This is a genomic window from Candidatus Methanogranum gryphiswaldense (genome assembly GCA_019262145.1).
GTDB classification, from domain to species: Archaea; Thermoplasmatota; Thermoplasmata; order Methanomassiliicoccales; family Methanomethylophilaceae; genus Methanogranum; species Methanogranum gryphiswaldense.
The window spans coordinates 776583-793157 of record CP076745.1; the positions used below are offsets into that span (position 1 = coordinate 776583).

Sequence of the window (16575 nt, forward strand, 5' to 3'; positions counted from 1 at the left end):
GTGTATCATTAGAAAAAATAAAAATGACTGATGTAAATTGTTTTGGATCGAGATTTATGTTACAGTGTAGAAGAGAAAATTCCAATAGCGTTAGATACGGTGTCTGCGCGCAGGTCCTCCAGCTTCAGATATTTTGCATCCATTTTGTCCGCTAGTTTCTTAGCGAACCCCAAGGTCAGCATACCCATCTCTGAATCAAGTACAAGGGATGGATAACCGCATTCTCTTATGCTCAAACATATTGAGCTTATCTCATCCATAGGTTTGGCATCCGATCTGCTAACGTTTCCTCTTCCGTCGGAAACGACCACCATCATCGGCCTGATCTTCGGGTCCTTTGACTGCTCCTTTGTTATCAGTTCATGGGCCTTGATGAGCCCATCCCCGAGAGGGGTCTTGCCCCCGGTCGGGATCTCGTCCATGCTCTTCTTTGCCAGAACAATGCTGTTGGTCGGAGGTAGTACGATCTCTGCAGTTGTCCCTCTGAAAACTATTAGGGATACGCGGTCTCTTTTTTGATAGGCGTCTGTCAGTAGTGAGGATATCGCGCCTTTAACAGCGATCATCCTTTGTTGTGCGCCCATGCTCCCGCTGGCATCCACGACGAATACGATGAGATTTCCCATCTTCCTCTCTTTTACTTTTTCTCTGATATCTTGAGATTCGATCTTGAGTGCCATGTTGCTGTCATTTTTACTCTGATGCAGAGCAGCGGCCCTAAGGGTCGCGTCCAATGCGATGCTGGTTGGTTTTCCACGTGGCATACGGTATCCTACGTAGCGTCCGTTGTTGGATTCCGTTTCCGTTCTCCTTCCTCCGCTGTCACGGACCACACTGTCTATCCTGAGTCTGCTGTCGATGGAATTGTGTTTTACTGAGAATTCTTCTCCGGTCTTGAATTCTGTGGTGCTTGACGAGTCTGAATGACTGTCATTGCGGTTGTCATCGTCGCCGGGTTCTTGTTCATCATTGTTATCGGGCTGAGGTTGATGATCATTCTGTTGATCGTTCTCTTCATCATCGTCATTCTCATCGTTCTGATCCTCATCTTGATCCTCGTCCTCTGGTGGAGGGGAATATTCAGGCGGGTCTTTGGAACGATGAGAGAGGACCAGCACTGCGGCGAGTCTGACATCCTTCTCCTCTACCTCTGTGCGCCCCTCGTATGCTGCAATGGCCTTGGACGTCTTCACCATGGCAATGTCGCCTCTATGGCCGTCCACGTGTGCCTCTATGCAGATCTCGATGATGAGTCTGAGCATATCGTCGGATATGTGTACGTTCCTGAGTATTATTTCTGCATTGTATACCCGTTGTGAAATGGCTTCGTCCTTTGTCTTCCATTTTTCGTTGAATCCTGCGGGGTCTGATGAAAAACTCATTATCCTTTCCAGGATGGTGATGCGATTGTCGGGATCGGATATCCCTTCTATATTGACGCACAGTCCGAATCTATCCAAAAGCTGAGGTCTCAGGTCCCCTTCCTCGGGGTTCATCGTGCCGATGAGTATGAATTTGGAAGGATGTGAGAACGAGATCCCTTCTCTCTCGACGGTGTTTATCCCCATGGCTGCGGAGTCCAATAACACATCGACGATGTGATCATTGAGAAGATTGACCTCATCGACATATAGGATGTTCCTATTCGCTTCGGCGAGTATACCTGGTTCGAACTTCTTCTCTCCGTTCTTTATCGCTGCACTTATGTCCAAAGTACCGACGACCTTGTCCTCGGTTGCAGACACAGGAAGTTCAACGACCTTCATTCTTGTAGTATGCGATGTTCTGTTCATGTTTTTGAAACAATTGGAGCACATGGTCTCGGGATGGATAGGATCACAATTGTATGGGCAGCCAATAATGACCTTCTGTTCGGGCAATAATGCCGCTAATGAACGCACTGCAGTGGATTTGGCTGTTCCGCGTTCTCCTCTTATCAGCACGCCACCGATGTCAGGGTCTATTGCATTTAGGAGTAATGCCTTCTTTAGAAGATTCTGACCAACAATTGCTGAGAAGGGATAAATGTTGGAATTATTCCTTTCGCCCATAAAATAACAATATCACTAATTTATAAATAATATTACCCAAGACATACTTTAGTTTTTATAATATGTTCATATTCATTTCTTAGTGAACGGCACGCATTCACACAAATTCCGTGAATCGGGGATCATAATGCTGTGTAAAACTTATTCGGAAGTGTATTCATGAGCGAAAAACACGAACGTATCATCTATCCATTCTCAGCAATCGTCGGTCAAGAAAAAATGAAGATGGCTTTGATTCTCAATGCTGTAAACCCATCTATTGGCGGAGTACTTATTAGGGGAGAGCGCGGAACAGCCAAGTCCACTGCAGTGCGTTCATTGGCTGCTTTGTTGCCAAAACAGGACATGGTAGTAGGATGTCCTTTCGGATGTGACCCCAATGACCCGGACTCTATGTGTGAATCCTGCAGATCAAAGAAAGGGAATTTTCATAAGATAGAACAGAGGATGCGTGTGGTGGAGTTGCCAGTATCCGCAACCGAGGACAAGGTCGTCGGTACTTTGGACATAAGTGCAGCGATAAAGAACGGAGAGAAGAAGTTCGAACCAGGTATACTCGCCGAAGCGAATAGGAATATCTTGTACGTGGACGAAGTGAACCTGTTGAACGATCATATTGTGGACGTTTTACTTGATTCCGCGGCCATGGGGATAAACACCGTCGAGAGAGAAGGCATCTCCTTCTCCCATCCTTCCAAATTCATACTCATCGGCACGATGAACCCCGAGGAAGGGGACCTGAGACCTCAGCTTTTGGATAGATTCGGACTGTGCGTAAACATTGAAGGGATATCCGATCCAGATGTTCGTCTAGAGATAATAAAACGTAAGATGGTATTCGATGAGAACCCTTTGAAATTCAGGAAGGAATGGGAATCAGATGAGAAGAAGATCGAATCCGATATCGTAAGGACGCAAAAGATACTTTCTGATGTCAAGATCGATTCGATTATGCTTAGAAAGATAGTGGACATCTGTATTGCGTTAGATGTGGACGGTCACCGTGGAGACATCGCGATGATGAAGGTGTCCAAGACCCTGGCCGCATATGAGAACAGGACAGAGGTCGAGGAGTCAGATATCAGAAGGTCTGCCGAGATGGTACTTTTGCACAGGATGAGGAAGACCCCGTTCTCGGAAACGAGACTTGACGGGTCAATGATAGACAAAGTACTAAAGAATGAGAAATGACATTTTTTGTTAGGTATACGTCAGAATCAATAGAAAGATTATTTACACACATAATCGATTGAATCAAACAAACGTTTCTTGGAGGTAGTGTTTATGGATAGTAAGAATGTTAGTAACTCTTTCAAGGTTTTCATGGATGAGGCACCTGAATATTCAGCGATATGGATGGAAACCGCTCAAAGATTGGATTCTGTATCCTCACTTGATAAAAAGACCGAGGAGATCGCATACATTTCAATACTGGCCGCAGTAGGTCTTGAGAGCGGAATACCATTTCATGTCAAGTCTGCAAAGAGATCAGGTGCAACAAGAGATGAGATAAAAAGTGCGATATTGTTGGGATTGCCTGCTGTTGGAAATATGGTGATCAAAGCCCTTCCTATAGCACTTGAGGCATATGACGGAGATTGAATTCTAATATCGCAAATTGAAGTATAGAAAATGGGCCATAGGCCCGTTAATTAATTTTTCTTATGGCATCCTTCATGCTTTTGACGTATTCTCCGACATGAGGTGCAGCATCTTTGCCATACTGGGCCACGATCTTGACAATGGCGCTTCCGACAATGGCACCGTCGCTGAGGTCCGCCATCTTGGCTGCTTGTTCCGGCGTGGAGATGCCGAATCCTACAGCGCATGGTATGTCGGTGTTCTTCCTGACCAATCTGACCATGGATCCTATGTCTGTGGTTATTTCCCCCCTGACACCGGTCACACCCAACGATGAGACGATATAGACGAATCCACTTGCTTCCTTGGCTATCATTGATATGCGGTCCTCTGAAGTAGGTGCAATCAATGATACAAGGTCCACATCATACCTTTTGCATATAGGATCGAACTCGTCCTTCTCCTCATATGGGATGTCAGGAAGTATCAGTCCGTCGATGCCGATCTCTTTACATTTGGATATGAATCTATCCGAGCCGTATGAGAATACCACATTGGCATATGTCATGAATACCATGGGCACATCCACTTTTTTGCGGATCCTTATGACCATATCGAATATCTTGTCCGTGGTGACACCCTTTGACAGCGCACGGGCGTTAGCAGCCTGTATGACCAGTCCCTCTGCGGTCGGATCAGAGAAAGGTATCCCCAATTCAATAAGATCCGCTCCGTTGTCGGCCATGGCCACGATGATCTTCTCGGTGGTCTCAAGGTCGGGATCACCGCATGTGACGAAGGGGATGAATGCTTTGCCATTGGCAAAAGCTACTTTGATCCTGCTCATTCTCTGATGTCCTCCCCTCTGTATCTCGCTATGGCCGCGCAATCCTTGTCGCCGCGTCCAGACAATGTCACGACTATGATATCGTCCTTCTTCATATCGGGGGCGATCTTCATCGCGTATGCTATAGCATGAGCGGATTCTATGGCAGGGATTATGCCTTCCATTCTTGAGAGGTATTCGAACGCTTCTACTGCCTCTTCATCAGTTATTGGGACATATTCTGCTCTTCCAATGTCATGCAACCAGGAATGTTCTGGTCCTATGCCCGGATAGTCCAGTCCTGCGGATATGGAGTACACCGGTGCTATCTGGCCGTATTCATCCTGGCAGAAGTAGGATTTCATACCGTGGAATATGCCTGGACGTCCAGTGCTGATGGTGGCAGCCGTTTCAAAGGTGTCTACGCCGCGTCCTGCCGCTTCACAACCTATCAGGCGCACATCCTTGTCATCTATGAAATTGTAGAATGACCCTATGGCGTTGGACCCTCCTCCCACACAGGCTATCACTGCTGTTGGGAGCTTGCCTTCCTTTTCAATGATCTGTTCTTTGATCTCCTTGGAGATGACACTTTGGAAGTCGCGGACCATCGTCGGGAACGGATGGGGTCCCATGACGGAGCCCAGACAGTAGTGAGTATCGTCAATGCGATTTGTCCACTCGCGGAATGCCTCTGAAACAGCATCTTTCAGCGTGGATGTTCCGGATCTCACAGGTATTACTTTGGCACCGAGCAATCTCATCCTGTAGACGTTCAATGATTGGCGTTTGGTGTCCTCCTCTCCCATGAATATGACGCATTCCATATCCATGAGGGCGGCCGCAGTAGCTGTGGCTACACCGTGTTGGCCCGCACCTGTTTCTGCAATTAGGCGGGTCTTGCCCATCTTTTTTGCCAATAAGGCTTGTCCTAACACGTTGTTGATCTTGTGTGCACCGGTATGGTTGAGGTCCTCGCGTTTGAGGTATATCTTCGCGCCGCCGAGGTCTTTCGTCATCCTCTCTGCCAGATACAGTCTGCTGGGCCTCCCTGCATATTCGGTCAGGAGTTTGTTGAGTTCCTGTTTGAATTCAGGGTCGTCCTTGTAATGATTGTATGCTTTTTCCAGTTCAATGACGGCATTCATCAGTGTCTCGGGGATATATTGCCCGCCGTGCATACCGAATCTTCCTTTCTTTGTCATTTTCGATTCTTCCTTGTCTTGATCCTTCACGTTCTGTATGAATTGCAAGATCTTTGATCCATCTTTCTTTCCGTCGGTCTCCACACCCGAGCTCACATCTACGGCGAACGGGTGCGATGAGCGTATCGCTTCTGAAATGTTACATGGGTTCAATCCGCCCGCCATGAAGAACGGACGTACCATATCCTTTGTGAATGCCCAGTCGAAGGTCATACCTGTTCCGCCTCTACCGTTGTCGAGCATTATGATGTCTGCATTGGTAGATCTGGTCATTTCCACGTCATTTGCATTTTCCATGTTAAATGCCTTGATTATGGGCACGCTTGTCGATCTACGGACGGCCTCAATGAATTCGTTGTCTTCGTGGCCATGCAATTGTACGATCCCGATTGTACCGTCCTTGACCAATTCTGTGATCAGTTCCACGGGTTGGTCCACAAAGACACCGACGCTCACGATCTCATCATTCATTATGGAACGGAGTCTTCTGGCATCATCGGGAGTTATCCTTCTTTGACTTTTTTCTGTGAATACGAATCCTGCATAATCAGGTCTGCCCTCGTTGACGTATCTTACATCATCGGGCGTTTTGAGTCCGCATATCTTGATCCTTGTCATGATGGCCTCCTAAGCTCGTCCAAAGCGGCCTTCTTGTCCTTTGAGCGCATCAGGGCCTCTCCGATCAATATGCCGTTCACACCGGCCTTCCTAAGGGCCTTCACATCCTTGTTGTCCTTTATCCCGCTCTCGGCTATGAACAGCACATCATCAGGCACATTTTTTCTTAATCTAATGCTGTTATCGAGATCGACCGTGAAGTCCCTGAGATCCCTGTTGTTGACACCTATCATCCTGGCACCCGCTTCCAACGCAGATGATATTTCGTTCTCATCATGGGCTTCCACCAGTGCGGACATCCCAAGCTCATCGCATATCTCGATGTATCCTCTTATCTTGTCAATGTCGGATATTGAGCATATCAGCAATATTGCTGATGCGCCCAATGTCTTGGCCTCATAGATCATATATTCGTCGACCGTGAAATCCTTTCTCAGACACGGTATGCTGACATTCTCGCTTATGGTCTTCAGATGCGAATCATCACCTAGGAACCATCTTGGTTCTGTCAGAACGGAGATGCATGATGTACCTGCGGATTCGTATTCCATGGCGATATTCAAAAATGGATATTCATCCACCATCCGTCCTTTGGAGGGCGATGCCTGTTTGCATTCGCAGATGAATCCGATGTCTTTTTTCGACAATGCTCTTTCAAATGGGAATCCTGTGTCGCATTCCATGGAAAATGCTCTTTTTTTCATCTCATCGAGGGGGATGGTCTTCTTTGACATCTCGACCCTGGTCCTCGAATTATCAGCTAGCTTACGCAGTATGTCGTCCATGTCTTTGCACTCAGCTGTTTGATGACGTTATGAACTCTTCCAGTTTTGCATATGCCTTTCCGCTGTCGATGGTCTTTGCTGCGAGGTCCATGCCCTGTCCGATGTCCGATGCTTTACCTGCTATGTAAAGTGCGGAGCCTGCATTGATGAGTATCGCATCGCGACGCGGTCCCAGGTCACCGTTCAGTATAGAACGGGTTATCGCGGCGTTATCCATCGGAGAACCGCCTATGAGTTCTTCTTTCTTGCATCTAGTAAGCCCGAAGTCCTCTGGACGTATGACAAATGATCTGTAGTATCCGTCCTTTATCTCACATACGCTCGTGGGCGCGCTCAGTGATATCTCGTCAAGCTTGTCCTGTCCATATACCACGAATCCGCGTTCTATGCCCAGATTGGTCATGACCTTGGCAAGAGGCTCGACCAACGACTCGCTGTATACTCCGAGCAGCTGCATCGAAGGTGATGCAGGATTGGTCAGTGGTCCGAGTATGTTGAATACCGTGCGGAATCCGAGTTCTTTTCTTATCGAACCCACATATTTCATCGAGGAGTGATATTTCTGGGCGAAGATGAAGCATATGCCCACATCTCTAAGGAGTTGTACACATTTCTCGGGTCCAAGATCTATTTTCACACCTAATGCTTCAAGACAATCAGCAGTTCCGCATCTGGATGATGCTGCTCTATTACCATGTTTGGCCACTTTAACGCCTGCGGCTGCCGCAACCAATGCTGAAGTAGTGGAGATGTTGAAGCTCTGTGACCCATCGCCTCCTGTGCCCACGATGTCCATGACCTTCATGTCATGATGGATCTTCGTTGCATGTTCGCGCATCGCTGCAGCGCAACCGGAGATCTCGTCTATGGTCTCTGCATTTGTGCTCTTTGTTGAGAGGGCCGCCAAGAAAGCTGCGTTCTGTATCTGCGTGGTCTGACCTGTCATGATCTCGTTCATGACCTGGTACGCCTCTTCGTAAGTTAGGTCCTTCTTGTCCACTATTTTTACTATGGCCTCTTTGATCAAGAGTTCATCTCCTTACGATATCAAGGAAATTGCGCATTATCTTTTCACCGTCAAGGGTCATTATGGATTCCGGATGGAATTGAACACCGTATGTGTCATGGCTTCTATGACAAACGGCCATCACTTCTCCGTCATCGCTCTTTGCTATTGTCCTCAGGCATGCAGGTAACGTTTCCTGTAATGCAGCCAGGGAATGGTAGCGTGCTACCAGGATATTTTCGGGGCATCCTCTGAAGATGGGACTTTCCGTGTATAATTTTACCATTGATTGTTTGCCGTGCATCTGTTTCTTGGCATACGATACTGTCGCACCATAGGCTTCGCATATCGCCTGATGTCCTAAACATACACCGAATATCGGTATCTTGCCACCTAGTTCACGTACCAATTCTACGCACACCCCGGCATCTTCCGGCCTTCCAGGTCCCGGAGATAAAACGATTGCACTCGGTTTCAGTTCAGATATTTGTTTTATGGTCATCTCATCGTTCCTTATGACCCTTATATCGGGTTCTATGGTGCCTATCAATTGATACAGGTTGTAAGAAAAACTATCATAATTATCGATCAGAAGTATCATTCGGATCCCTCCGCCATTTTTAGTGCTTTAACGACTGCCGCTGCCTTGCTTATACATTCTTGGTGTTCTTTTTCAGGAATTGAATCTGCAACTATGCCTGCACCCGTTCTGATGAATACCTTTCCGTTCTTTTTGTAGGCGATCCTTATCGCGATGCATGTATCGAGGTTGCCAGCAAAGTCGATATATCCGATCGCTCCGCCGTATATTCCACGTTTGTTGTTCTCTATGTCATTTATCAGTTGACACGCTCTTATCTTGGGTGCTCCAGACAAGGTCCCTGCAGGAAGTATTGCATCGATCGCATCCAAGGCGTCGAACTCGTCGCGTATCTCACCGCGTACAGTGGACCCTATGTGCATGACGTGGGAGAAACGTTCAATGCTGTGATATTTCTCGACCTTTACTGTGCCGAATTTACTGATCTTTCCGATGTCGTTCCTTCCGAGGTCCACAAGCATATTGTGTTCAGCCAGTTCCTTTGTATCGGACAAAAGGTCCTTCTCGAGGGCCAGATCTTCTTCTTTGGTCTTTCCTCTTGGACGTGTTCCTGCCAGAGGGAAAGTGTGGAGTACTCCGTCTTCCAATTTCACCAGTGTCTCTGGTGATGCTCCAGCGACCTCCATATCGGAACCTGAGAAGTAGAACATATATGGCGACGGATTGAGTTCTCTCAGTTTGAAATATGTGTTTAGAAGACTGCCTTCATATTCGGCTTCCAAACGATTGGAGAGGACCATTTGGAAAACGTCGCCTTCTCTAATGTGGAATTTTGCTTTATTCACCATGGCACAATATGTGCCCTCATCGAACAACGGTTTGAGTTCTGTCAGCATCTTTCCTGGCTTTTCTTCTTTCTGTTTCCCATTCTTCACAAGGTCTGCCATATGGTGCAGGTCCATGACCGCTTTGTTATAATTGGTCTCTACGTCATCCAGGCCCATATTAGCAATGAGGATGATCTTATGTTCGACATTGTCAAATGCAATGACCTTGTCAAATAGCATTATGTCGACGTCTTTGAATCCCTCCGTATCTTCTGCATTGAGATGAAGTGTAGGCTCAGAATATTTCAGATAATCGTATGAGAAATATCCCACCAGTCCTCCTGCAAAAGGTGGAAGGTAGTCCAGACGCGGGCTCTTATATCTATCCAGGATCTGTCTGATATATTTCCCAGGGTCTTTTGTTTCGAAAGATAGGGAATCAACTTTCATCTCACCGTTCACACATGTTATGGATATTTTGGGATCATATCCTAAGAATGTGTATCTTCCCCAGGTAGCATCCTCTTCCACCGACTCCAGAATGTAGCAGTGGCCGGAGACATTTTTCAGAATGCGAAGGACCTCTATCGGTGTCCTCACACCCGATGGGATTTCCATGCTTACAGGGGTTGTCTTATATTTGCCGTCTGCAGCAATTTTCCCGATCTCTTCAAGGCTGGGGCGTATCATCTATTCACTTTCCTTTGAAAGTTTGACTGAAATAATCTACATTCCGTCTTGCTTTCAAGAAACCCTTAAAATCAAATAGCGTATATATTTATCTACATCAATGTATATTTTAATTCATTACTGAATTGAAATTAATATAGAATATTTTTCAATTTCAATAGGTGGATGTACAGCTCCTCCATAGGTATGTTTATGTTGTAAAAAGTATTAACGGCCCTTAAGGTGATTAAATGAAAGTGGCAGTAACCTATGAGAACGGTGAGATATTCCAACATTTTGGAAGAACTGAACAATTTAAGATGTATGATGTGCACGAGGGGAAGATAGCTTCGTCTTGTGTCATCGGTAACGACGGCATGTCTCACGGGGGTCTTGTTAATGTTTTGGTCGCCAACAAGGTAGATGCGTTGATATGTGGAGGTATCGGAGGCGGGGCCAAGGATATTTTGACATCCCAAGGCATCAAGATATACCCCGGTGTATCTGGAAATGCCGATGACTGCGTGAAACGGTTCGCATCGGGCAAACTTGATTTCGACCCTGAGACGGAATGTCACAGTCATGAGGAACACGGCGAGGAACATTCTTGCCAGTGCGGACACGGAAAATCATAAAACTGTTGCGGGATGGTTCACGCAACAATTCAATTTTTTTGTCGTTAATCCAAAAGACTATTCCATTGCATGTCCGTATCCATGATATGTCAAGGACACTTCCTACAGCCCTCGGTCCGACCGCCGTGTATGATAACGGTATCAGAGACGGTACTCCTATCCTATATCTCCATGGTGGTCCTGGAACTTCAGATCCGTATAAGATAGTGGAGATCTCGGTACAATGTCAGGTTTACACGTACGACCAATACGGATGCGGAAATTCGTGGTGTCCAGAAGACCCAAACGAATTTTCACTTGAGATGTTCGTAGAACAGCTCAGGGAAGTAATATTGAGATTAGGATTGAATGAAAGTGGTTTTGTCCTGTGTGGAAGTTCTTGGGGTTCATTTTTGGCCTGTGCATATATCGGAAAGTACGGTACACCATGGGTCAAGGGCCTGATATTGGCCTCACCATACCTGGATGATGTTCATTGGAATAGACGCATAGATGAATTGATAATGGAACTTCCAGAAGAGTTCAGCAATGAAATAAGGAGATGCAGGGCCGCAGGAATCTATGGTGAAGAGACCGCATTGGCATGCAGGGCCCTTTACAGTGAACATTATGCAAGGAATGGACCAGATCTCATAGCGGATACGGATTTTATCACGAAGGATGACCTTTACAAGGTAATGTTCGGTCCGGCCGAGATATTGTGCAATGGAAAGATGAAAGGAGCGAAAGTATCGCGGTATCTGAAGGATCTGGATATACCAGCCATGATAATATGCGGTGATTTCGATATCACAGGACCGGAGATGGCATTGGAATATGCCGAGTCCATGAAAGAGTGTGAATGTGTGATCTTGGAGGATACGGGCCATATGATCAGCCGCGATGACCTTGGAAGGTTTGTAAGACTTTTTATGGATCGGTTTTCGGAAGGAAATGTCGGTCCTGTCACGGGAGAAAGATATCTCCCGGAGAATGGATATGATGTTATCTTGGACCCATCCAACATTGCAGATTCACCGGACCATGAAAGAGATAGGGCAATGCGTATGAGCGCAGATGAATGCATAGAAACAGCAAGAAGATACGAGAATGGCATTGGGGTTCAAAGGTCTTATTATTCTGCGTTGATCTTTTATCAGAATGCACTGGATCATATTTTAAAGCCATATCAAGAGGCTTTGGACGGTCCAGGGATGAAAGCGTATAGTACTCAATACGATCGCAGGGATCCGAGCAGACGGTTAATCCTATCTGAGAGGGGGTTCGAGGCCATATGTTGTGAGGAACTTGGCAATGTCTGTGAAGAATTCACATCGTTATCGGATGAGGATGGTAAAACATTAAGATGGAAGAAAAAAACCTATCGTAATGGTTCATTGAAAAATGATGTCATCGAGATCGGTCCTTGTCCGTTCTGTGGTTGTAAATTAGAAAATATTGCGGCCGATGAAAAGAAGATCGATGAATTGGCCACAGGTCTCGGTCCAGAACAGATATTGAAGATCGGAAAGAAGTACGAGGCGTCTGGAAGCATGAAGGATTGCATCATAGCACTAGGTCTGTACAAGAAGGCATTTCTCGATGCGGTCCCATCAGATCTTGTCGGATCTATCGATAATTGTGCCTCAGCCATAGGATCGTTGGAGAACATATTGTTAAAGAACGTAAATGGAACGCTAACACGTTCAAGCGTATGCTTCGAATCTGTATGTTGTGATGCATTCTCAGAGAATCTCAGAGAGGTATCTCCGCAACAAGACGGGTTCTATTGTGATGTCAGATTGGGCGATACATGGTACATGAACATCCATACATGTCCATATTGCAGATCAAGGGTCAAACGTGTTCCCAGGCATTATTAAGAATATGGCGGGGCCGTAAGGCCCCTAAATAATTTAAAACAGGCCAAATACCAGGTCTGAATATCCCACTGTGTCTTCTAAGGGAAGTCCAGCAACGATGACCGCTTGATCATACATGATCTTGGACATCTTGGCGGCCTTATCCTTATCGCTGGCATACGCATTCGCCAGTGCTTTGAAAGCAGAGTGATCTGCATTGAGTTCTAGGACGCGATTGGCCTTTACTTTTTGGTCTTCTGCACCCGGGACACTCATGAAATATTTCTCCATCTCGATGCTTACATGCCCGTCGGATGTCAAAAGTACAGCATGGTTCTTCAGTTTGTGCGATAATCTGACAGCAGTGACCTTGTCACCGAGGGTATCTTTTATGAAGTCGAGTAATTCCTTGGATTCTTCGGATCTGGTCTCTGCCTCTTTTTTCTCTTCCTCTGATTCCAGCCCGAGATCGTCTGTGGTCACATTGCAGAGTTTTTTCTCTTTATAGGTCTGTATCGCATTCATAACGAATTCGTCGATGTCCTCGGTCAGGCAGAGTATGTCGTAACCCTTGTCTTTAACCGGTTCGGTCTGCGGAAGGTTCTTCGCATGTTCGAAGGTGTCTGCAGATACGAAATAGATGCGGTCCTGACCTTCAGGCATCGACTTGACGTAATCGTCAAATGATATCATTTTGCCGTTGTTGGCAGAATGGAACATCAGAAGGTCCTTGAGAAGGTCCTTGTGCATTCCGTATTCGTCAACCACTCCATATTCGATCTGACGGCCGAATCCTTTATAGAATTCCTCATAAGTAGCACGTTCGTCTCTCATCAGGCGTTCGAGTTCTGCTTTTACTTTCTTTGTGAGATTTGCCTCTATGGATTTGAGCTGACGGTCATGCTGCAATACCTCTCTGGAGATATTCAACGAGAAATCTGGAGAATCAACGACACCACGTACAAACCTGAAACAGAAAGGCAACAGGTCCGCACATTTTTCCATTATCATGACACCGTTGGAATACAATTGCAATCCTGGCTGGAAATCGCGGGTATAGAAGTCGTAAGGTGCTTTGCTCGGGACGAAAAGCATGGCCTTGTAACTGACCGTACCTTCTGCGTTTATGCGGATCACACAAATAGGGTCCTCGAAGTCACGGAATTTATTCTTGTAGAATTCCTCGCATTCTTCGTCAGATACTTCTGATTTGCTCTTTTGCCACACAGGGATCATGCTGTTTATGATCTTATCCTGGACTTCTTCGATGTATTCTTTTTTAGGTTTACCGTTCTCATCGACCTCTCCAGTGTCCTTGTAACCATCGGATTCCACATCCATGTGTATGGGCCAGCGGATGTAGTCAGAATATTTCTTTATCAGATCTTCGATATTGAATGACTCAAGATATTGGCTGTAGTCATCGTCATCTTTGTCTGGTTTAAGGTGCATGATGACATCGGTTCCAAAACCATCTTTCTCGCATTCTTTGATCGTGTAACCTTCTATCCCATCGCTTTCCCATTGGTATGCTTGGTCTGCACCAAATGCTTTGGATATCACCGTGACCTTATCTGATACCATGAAAGTAGAATAGAATCCAACACCGAATTGTCCGATGATGTTGCTGTCCTTGCAGGTTCCGATCTCCGTCTTGAAATCGAGAGAACCGCTGTGCGCGATGACACCTAGATTCTTGTCCATATCGTCCTTGTTCATTCCGATACCGTTGTCAGAGACCGTTATTGTACGTGACTTTTCATCCACCGAGATCTTGATCTTGAGATCGTCCTTGTTCACACCGAGGGATTGGTCGGTCATTGCTTTGTAGTTTAGTTTATCGATCGCATCCGATGCATTCGAGATCACTTCACGAAGGAATATCTCTCTGTGGGTATAGATCGAGTTGGCCATAAGGTCAAGTAGGCGTTTTGATTCTGCTTTAAACTGTTTTTTCGACATTTTATTCACTCCTACAGTTGAACTGTTTCTTTTGTTTAATTGTTTGTTCTTCTATATAAATGTGACAATACTACTGACTATGGTATAGATTGCGAAAAAGTAGTAGAATGATAAAAAAGGAAAATGTGGCATTTGCCACATGTTTATTTTTAATTCTTTCTTAGGTGTACGGCCACTCCCACTATACCAATTACAACGATCACAGAGACGACCACGAACAAGACGATCCAGTCCGTGTCATTATCATTATTTGTAGGTTCAACGGATGTGTCGTCCTCTTCTGTATCATCGGTGTCTTCGTCGGAACTGTCATCCGTATCCTCTTCGTCATCATCAGAAACTTCCGTTATTGTGAATTCTAGATAATACGTTCCCGTGTATCCGCTTTCTGTGGAAAGTTCAATAATGAGTATGTACGAACCAGTGTCTGTCGGTAGGATGGCGTTGACACCATCTATTCCTGAAGCACTGTAGAGTATCGTGGAATAATAGCTCTCAGACGGGTTGTCGGTAATGGTCACTTGTAGATATTCTCCGTATTCGGAGAGATCCAGCGTACTTCCGTTGATCGTCAAGGTTATCGAAGATATGCTCATGGACACAGATTCGAACGATGTTGCATAATTCAATCCGTTCACAGAAATGGTAACAACATTGGAGCTATTCGAACTAGCACTTACCCCATTGAAGGTCATACTGTTTTTCGAAAGACTGAATGTAGTAGAACCTGTGGCAGTCGAATTTCCACTGTATTTCATCTGTGTTCCGTTGACATACACATAGTAGCTTTCTCCTATCGATAGATCATCAGAACTGAATGTAAGACTAGTGAAATTCCTTGTTACCTCACCTGAATATATGACAGTACCGTCCGTGGAGGTAATCAGGACAGTGGAATCAGCAGATTGCGTGGTAGAGAAATAAAGTTCCATGAATGCCTGGGACGAACTGCTTGAGACTGCATCATTCCTTGCACCAGTTGCGAATACGGTACCTCCGTTGATGATTATCTCCTCATCAGCATCGATACCCCCATCTGCTCCGTTGTGCGCAGTTGCGATGATGGTACCTCCATTGATTATGAGGTATCCATTGGAATCGATACCGTCTCCTTCAGTTCCTAGGCCGCCATTGATCACTAAAAGGCCGCCATTTATCTCTGTTACCGAGATCCCATCTTCGTTGGTGTTTATACCGTCGTCTTGCGAGTCAACGTATATGTTCCCACTGTTTATGGTAAGGTGAAGTTCCGAATCTATACCTTCGTTCTCTGCCGTCACATAGAGTACACCTGTGCCGTCAGTTTCTCCAGATATTATCATGGACATCTTAGAATAGATGGCGCCGTCGTACTTGTGCAACTTGCTTGTAGTTCCTATTTCGTATATCTTTGCTACATAGGAACCTTGAACATAATTTACAGAATCGTCTGCGATTATGATATTGGCCCCTGCTTCGTCAGAGATATCTGTTGTGACAGTAGAACTGTCCCCCGATTCCCAAACGCTATAGAATATTATCGCCGGTGCTACAGTGCATGTGATATCTACACTGTCAAGTATCAATGTCACTGTGTCGTCGCCAGCATCGATCGCGATCTGTCCATAAGACAGTGTTCCCGATATCCTGTATGTTCCACCCTGTGTTATTGTTATCACCGTATGTTTGCTTGCTTCGCTTTCGTCGTGCATGTCCGATGTAGAACCTGCACCATAGGAACTGTCTGTTCCGCTTTCGTAATACACTATTGTCGCTCCGACATAAACCGCAGAACTGCTGTCTGTAGAAGCTTCGCTACCGTCGACCAGGATCCCGCTGTCGCTGAGCACGATCAAGATCTCGTCCGATGTTGCTGCCTGAGATGTTTCCAGCGCTAAGGCTGAACTCATCATCAGGACGATAGCGATCATCGTGACACTCAATACTTTGCCTTTCATAGTCTCACTTCCTTGAAGTTCAGAAGGAGCTCGGCCCTGTGTCCAATGTTACATAGATTCAGACACGGATCCGTCGTTTCGAATACAGGGT

The 16575-nt window shown here is 45.9% G+C and carries 13 protein-coding genes; 4 read left to right on the forward strand and 9 right to left on the reverse strand.

The annotated features are described in order from the left end of the window. Positions 1 to 59 precede the first annotated feature (59 nt). Positions 60 to 2051, reverse strand: coding sequence for a putative cobaltochelatase (locus tag KRP56_03945; protein UAL07012.1), 1992 nt, complete (start codon positions 2049 to 2051; stop codon positions 60 to 62). 159 nt (positions 2052 to 2210) lie between these two features. On the opposite strand from KRP56_03945, the gene KRP56_03950 reads away from it, so the two are divergent. After that, the gene (locus KRP56_03950; protein UAL07013.1) at positions 2211 to 3242 is read left to right on the forward strand and encodes an AAA family ATPase; all 1032 of its coding nucleotides are present in this window, start codon (positions 2211 to 2213) and stop codon (positions 3240 to 3242) included. A 93-nt stretch (positions 3243 to 3335) separates the two neighbouring features. After that, positions 3336 to 3653: a carboxymuconolactone decarboxylase family protein gene (locus KRP56_03955; protein ID UAL07014.1), complete on the forward strand. Its 318-nt coding sequence runs from the start codon at positions 3336 to 3338 to the stop codon at positions 3651 to 3653. 46 nt (positions 3654 to 3699) lie between these two features. Here the strand turns inward: KRP56_03955 and trpA are convergent, their stop codons facing one another. The 6 genes from trpA to KRP56_03985 are packed head-to-tail and all read right to left on the reverse strand — an operon-like array spanning position 3700 to position 10130. Next, positions 3700 to 4479 carry a tryptophan synthase subunit alpha gene (trpA, locus tag KRP56_03960; protein UAL07015.1) on the reverse strand — a complete coding sequence of 260 codons (780 nt, stop codon included), beginning with the start codon at positions 4477 to 4479 and terminating at the stop codon, positions 3700 to 3702. Beyond that, entirely contained in the window at positions 4476 to 6281 is a 1806-nt protein-coding gene (trpB, locus tag KRP56_03965; GenBank protein UAL07016.1) for a tryptophan synthase subunit beta, read from the reverse strand. The genes trpA and trpB overlap by 4 nt, the downstream gene beginning before the upstream one ends. Further along, on the reverse strand, positions 6278 to 7066 hold the full coding sequence (trpC, locus tag KRP56_03970; protein UAL07017.1) for an indole-3-glycerol phosphate synthase TrpC: 789 nt from the start codon (positions 7064 to 7066) through the stop codon (positions 6278 to 6280). The genes trpB and trpC overlap by 4 nt, the downstream gene beginning before the upstream one ends. Before the next feature lie 10 nt (positions 7067 to 7076). Then, positions 7077 to 8093 (reverse strand): anthranilate phosphoribosyltransferase, encoded by a 1017-nt coding sequence (trpD, locus tag KRP56_03975; protein ID UAL07018.1) that lies wholly within the window; start codon positions 8091 to 8093, stop codon positions 7077 to 7079. A 4-nt stretch (positions 8094 to 8097) separates the two neighbouring features. Further along, positions 8098 to 8673 (reverse strand): aminodeoxychorismate/anthranilate synthase component II, encoded by a 576-nt coding sequence (locus KRP56_03980; protein ID UAL07019.1) that lies wholly within the window; start codon positions 8671 to 8673, stop codon positions 8098 to 8100. Next, the gene (locus KRP56_03985) at positions 8670 to 10130 is read right to left on the reverse strand and encodes an anthranilate synthase component I family protein (GenBank protein UAL07020.1); all 1461 of its coding nucleotides are present in this window, start codon (positions 10128 to 10130) and stop codon (positions 8670 to 8672) included. The genes KRP56_03980 and KRP56_03985 overlap by 4 nt, the downstream gene beginning before the upstream one ends. Before the next feature lie 230 nt (positions 10131 to 10360). Here KRP56_03985 and KRP56_03990 point away from each other — a divergent pair, with 230 nt between their 5' ends. Beyond that, on the forward strand, positions 10361 to 10744 hold the full coding sequence (locus tag KRP56_03990; protein UAL07021.1) for a NifB/NifX family molybdenum-iron cluster-binding protein: 384 nt from the start codon (positions 10361 to 10363) through the stop codon (positions 10742 to 10744). Between the two features lie 86 nt (positions 10745 to 10830). After that, positions 10831 to 12606 (forward strand): alpha/beta fold hydrolase, encoded by a 1776-nt coding sequence (locus tag KRP56_03995; GenBank protein ID UAL07022.1) that lies wholly within the window; start codon positions 10831 to 10833, stop codon positions 12604 to 12606. A gap of 33 nt (positions 12607 to 12639) precedes the next feature. Here the strand turns inward: KRP56_03995 and htpG are convergent, their stop codons facing one another. After that, positions 12640 to 14547, reverse strand: coding sequence for a molecular chaperone HtpG (gene htpG, locus KRP56_04000; protein UAL07023.1), 1908 nt, complete (start codon positions 14545 to 14547; stop codon positions 12640 to 12642). A gap of 149 nt (positions 14548 to 14696) precedes the next feature. Continuing rightward, on the reverse strand, positions 14697 to 16484 hold the full coding sequence (locus KRP56_04005) for a carbohydrate-binding domain-containing protein (GenBank protein ID UAL07024.1): 1788 nt from the start codon (positions 16482 to 16484) through the stop codon (positions 14697 to 14699). Positions 16485 to 16575 lie beyond the last annotated feature (91 nt).

Bases quoted from the DNA above. Each gene is read 5' to 3' on its own strand.
- KRP56_03995 (UAL07022.1), top strand. From the start codon at position 10,831: ATGTCAAGGACACTTCCTACAGCCCTCGGTCCGACCGCCGTGTATGAT.
- KRP56_03950 (UAL07013.1), top strand. From the start codon at position 2,211: ATGAGCGAAAAACACGAACGTATCATCTATCCATTCTCAGCAATCGTC.
- KRP56_03980 (UAL07019.1), bottom strand. From the start codon at position 8,673: ATGATACTTCTGATCGATAATTATGATAGTTTTTCTTACAACCTGTAT.
- htpG (UAL07023.1), bottom strand. From the start codon at position 14,547: ATGTCGAAAAAACAGTTTAAAGCAGAATCAAAACGCCTACTTGACCTT.
- KRP56_03990 (UAL07021.1), top strand. From the start codon at position 10,361: ATGAAAGTGGCAGTAACCTATGAGAACGGTGAGATATTCCAACATTTT.
- trpB (UAL07016.1), bottom strand. From the start codon at position 6,281: ATGACAAGGATCAAGATATGCGGACTCAAAACGCCCGATGATGTAAGA.
- KRP56_03955 (UAL07014.1), top strand. From the start codon at position 3,336: ATGGATAGTAAGAATGTTAGTAACTCTTTCAAGGTTTTCATGGATGAG.
- trpC (UAL07017.1), bottom strand. From the start codon at position 7,066: ATGGACGACATACTGCGTAAGCTAGCTGATAATTCGAGGACCAGGGTC.
- KRP56_04005 (UAL07024.1), bottom strand. From the start codon at position 16,484: ATGAAAGGCAAAGTATTGAGTGTCACGATGATCGCTATCGTCCTGATG.
- KRP56_03985 (UAL07020.1), bottom strand. From the start codon at position 10,130: ATGATACGCCCCAGCCTTGAAGAGATCGGGAAAATTGCTGCAGACGGC.
- KRP56_03945 (UAL07012.1), bottom strand. From the start codon at position 2,051: ATGGGCGAAAGGAATAATTCCAACATTTATCCCTTCTCAGCAATTGTT.
- trpA (UAL07015.1), bottom strand. From the start codon at position 4,479: ATGAGCAGGATCAAAGTAGCTTTTGCCAATGGCAAAGCATTCATCCCC.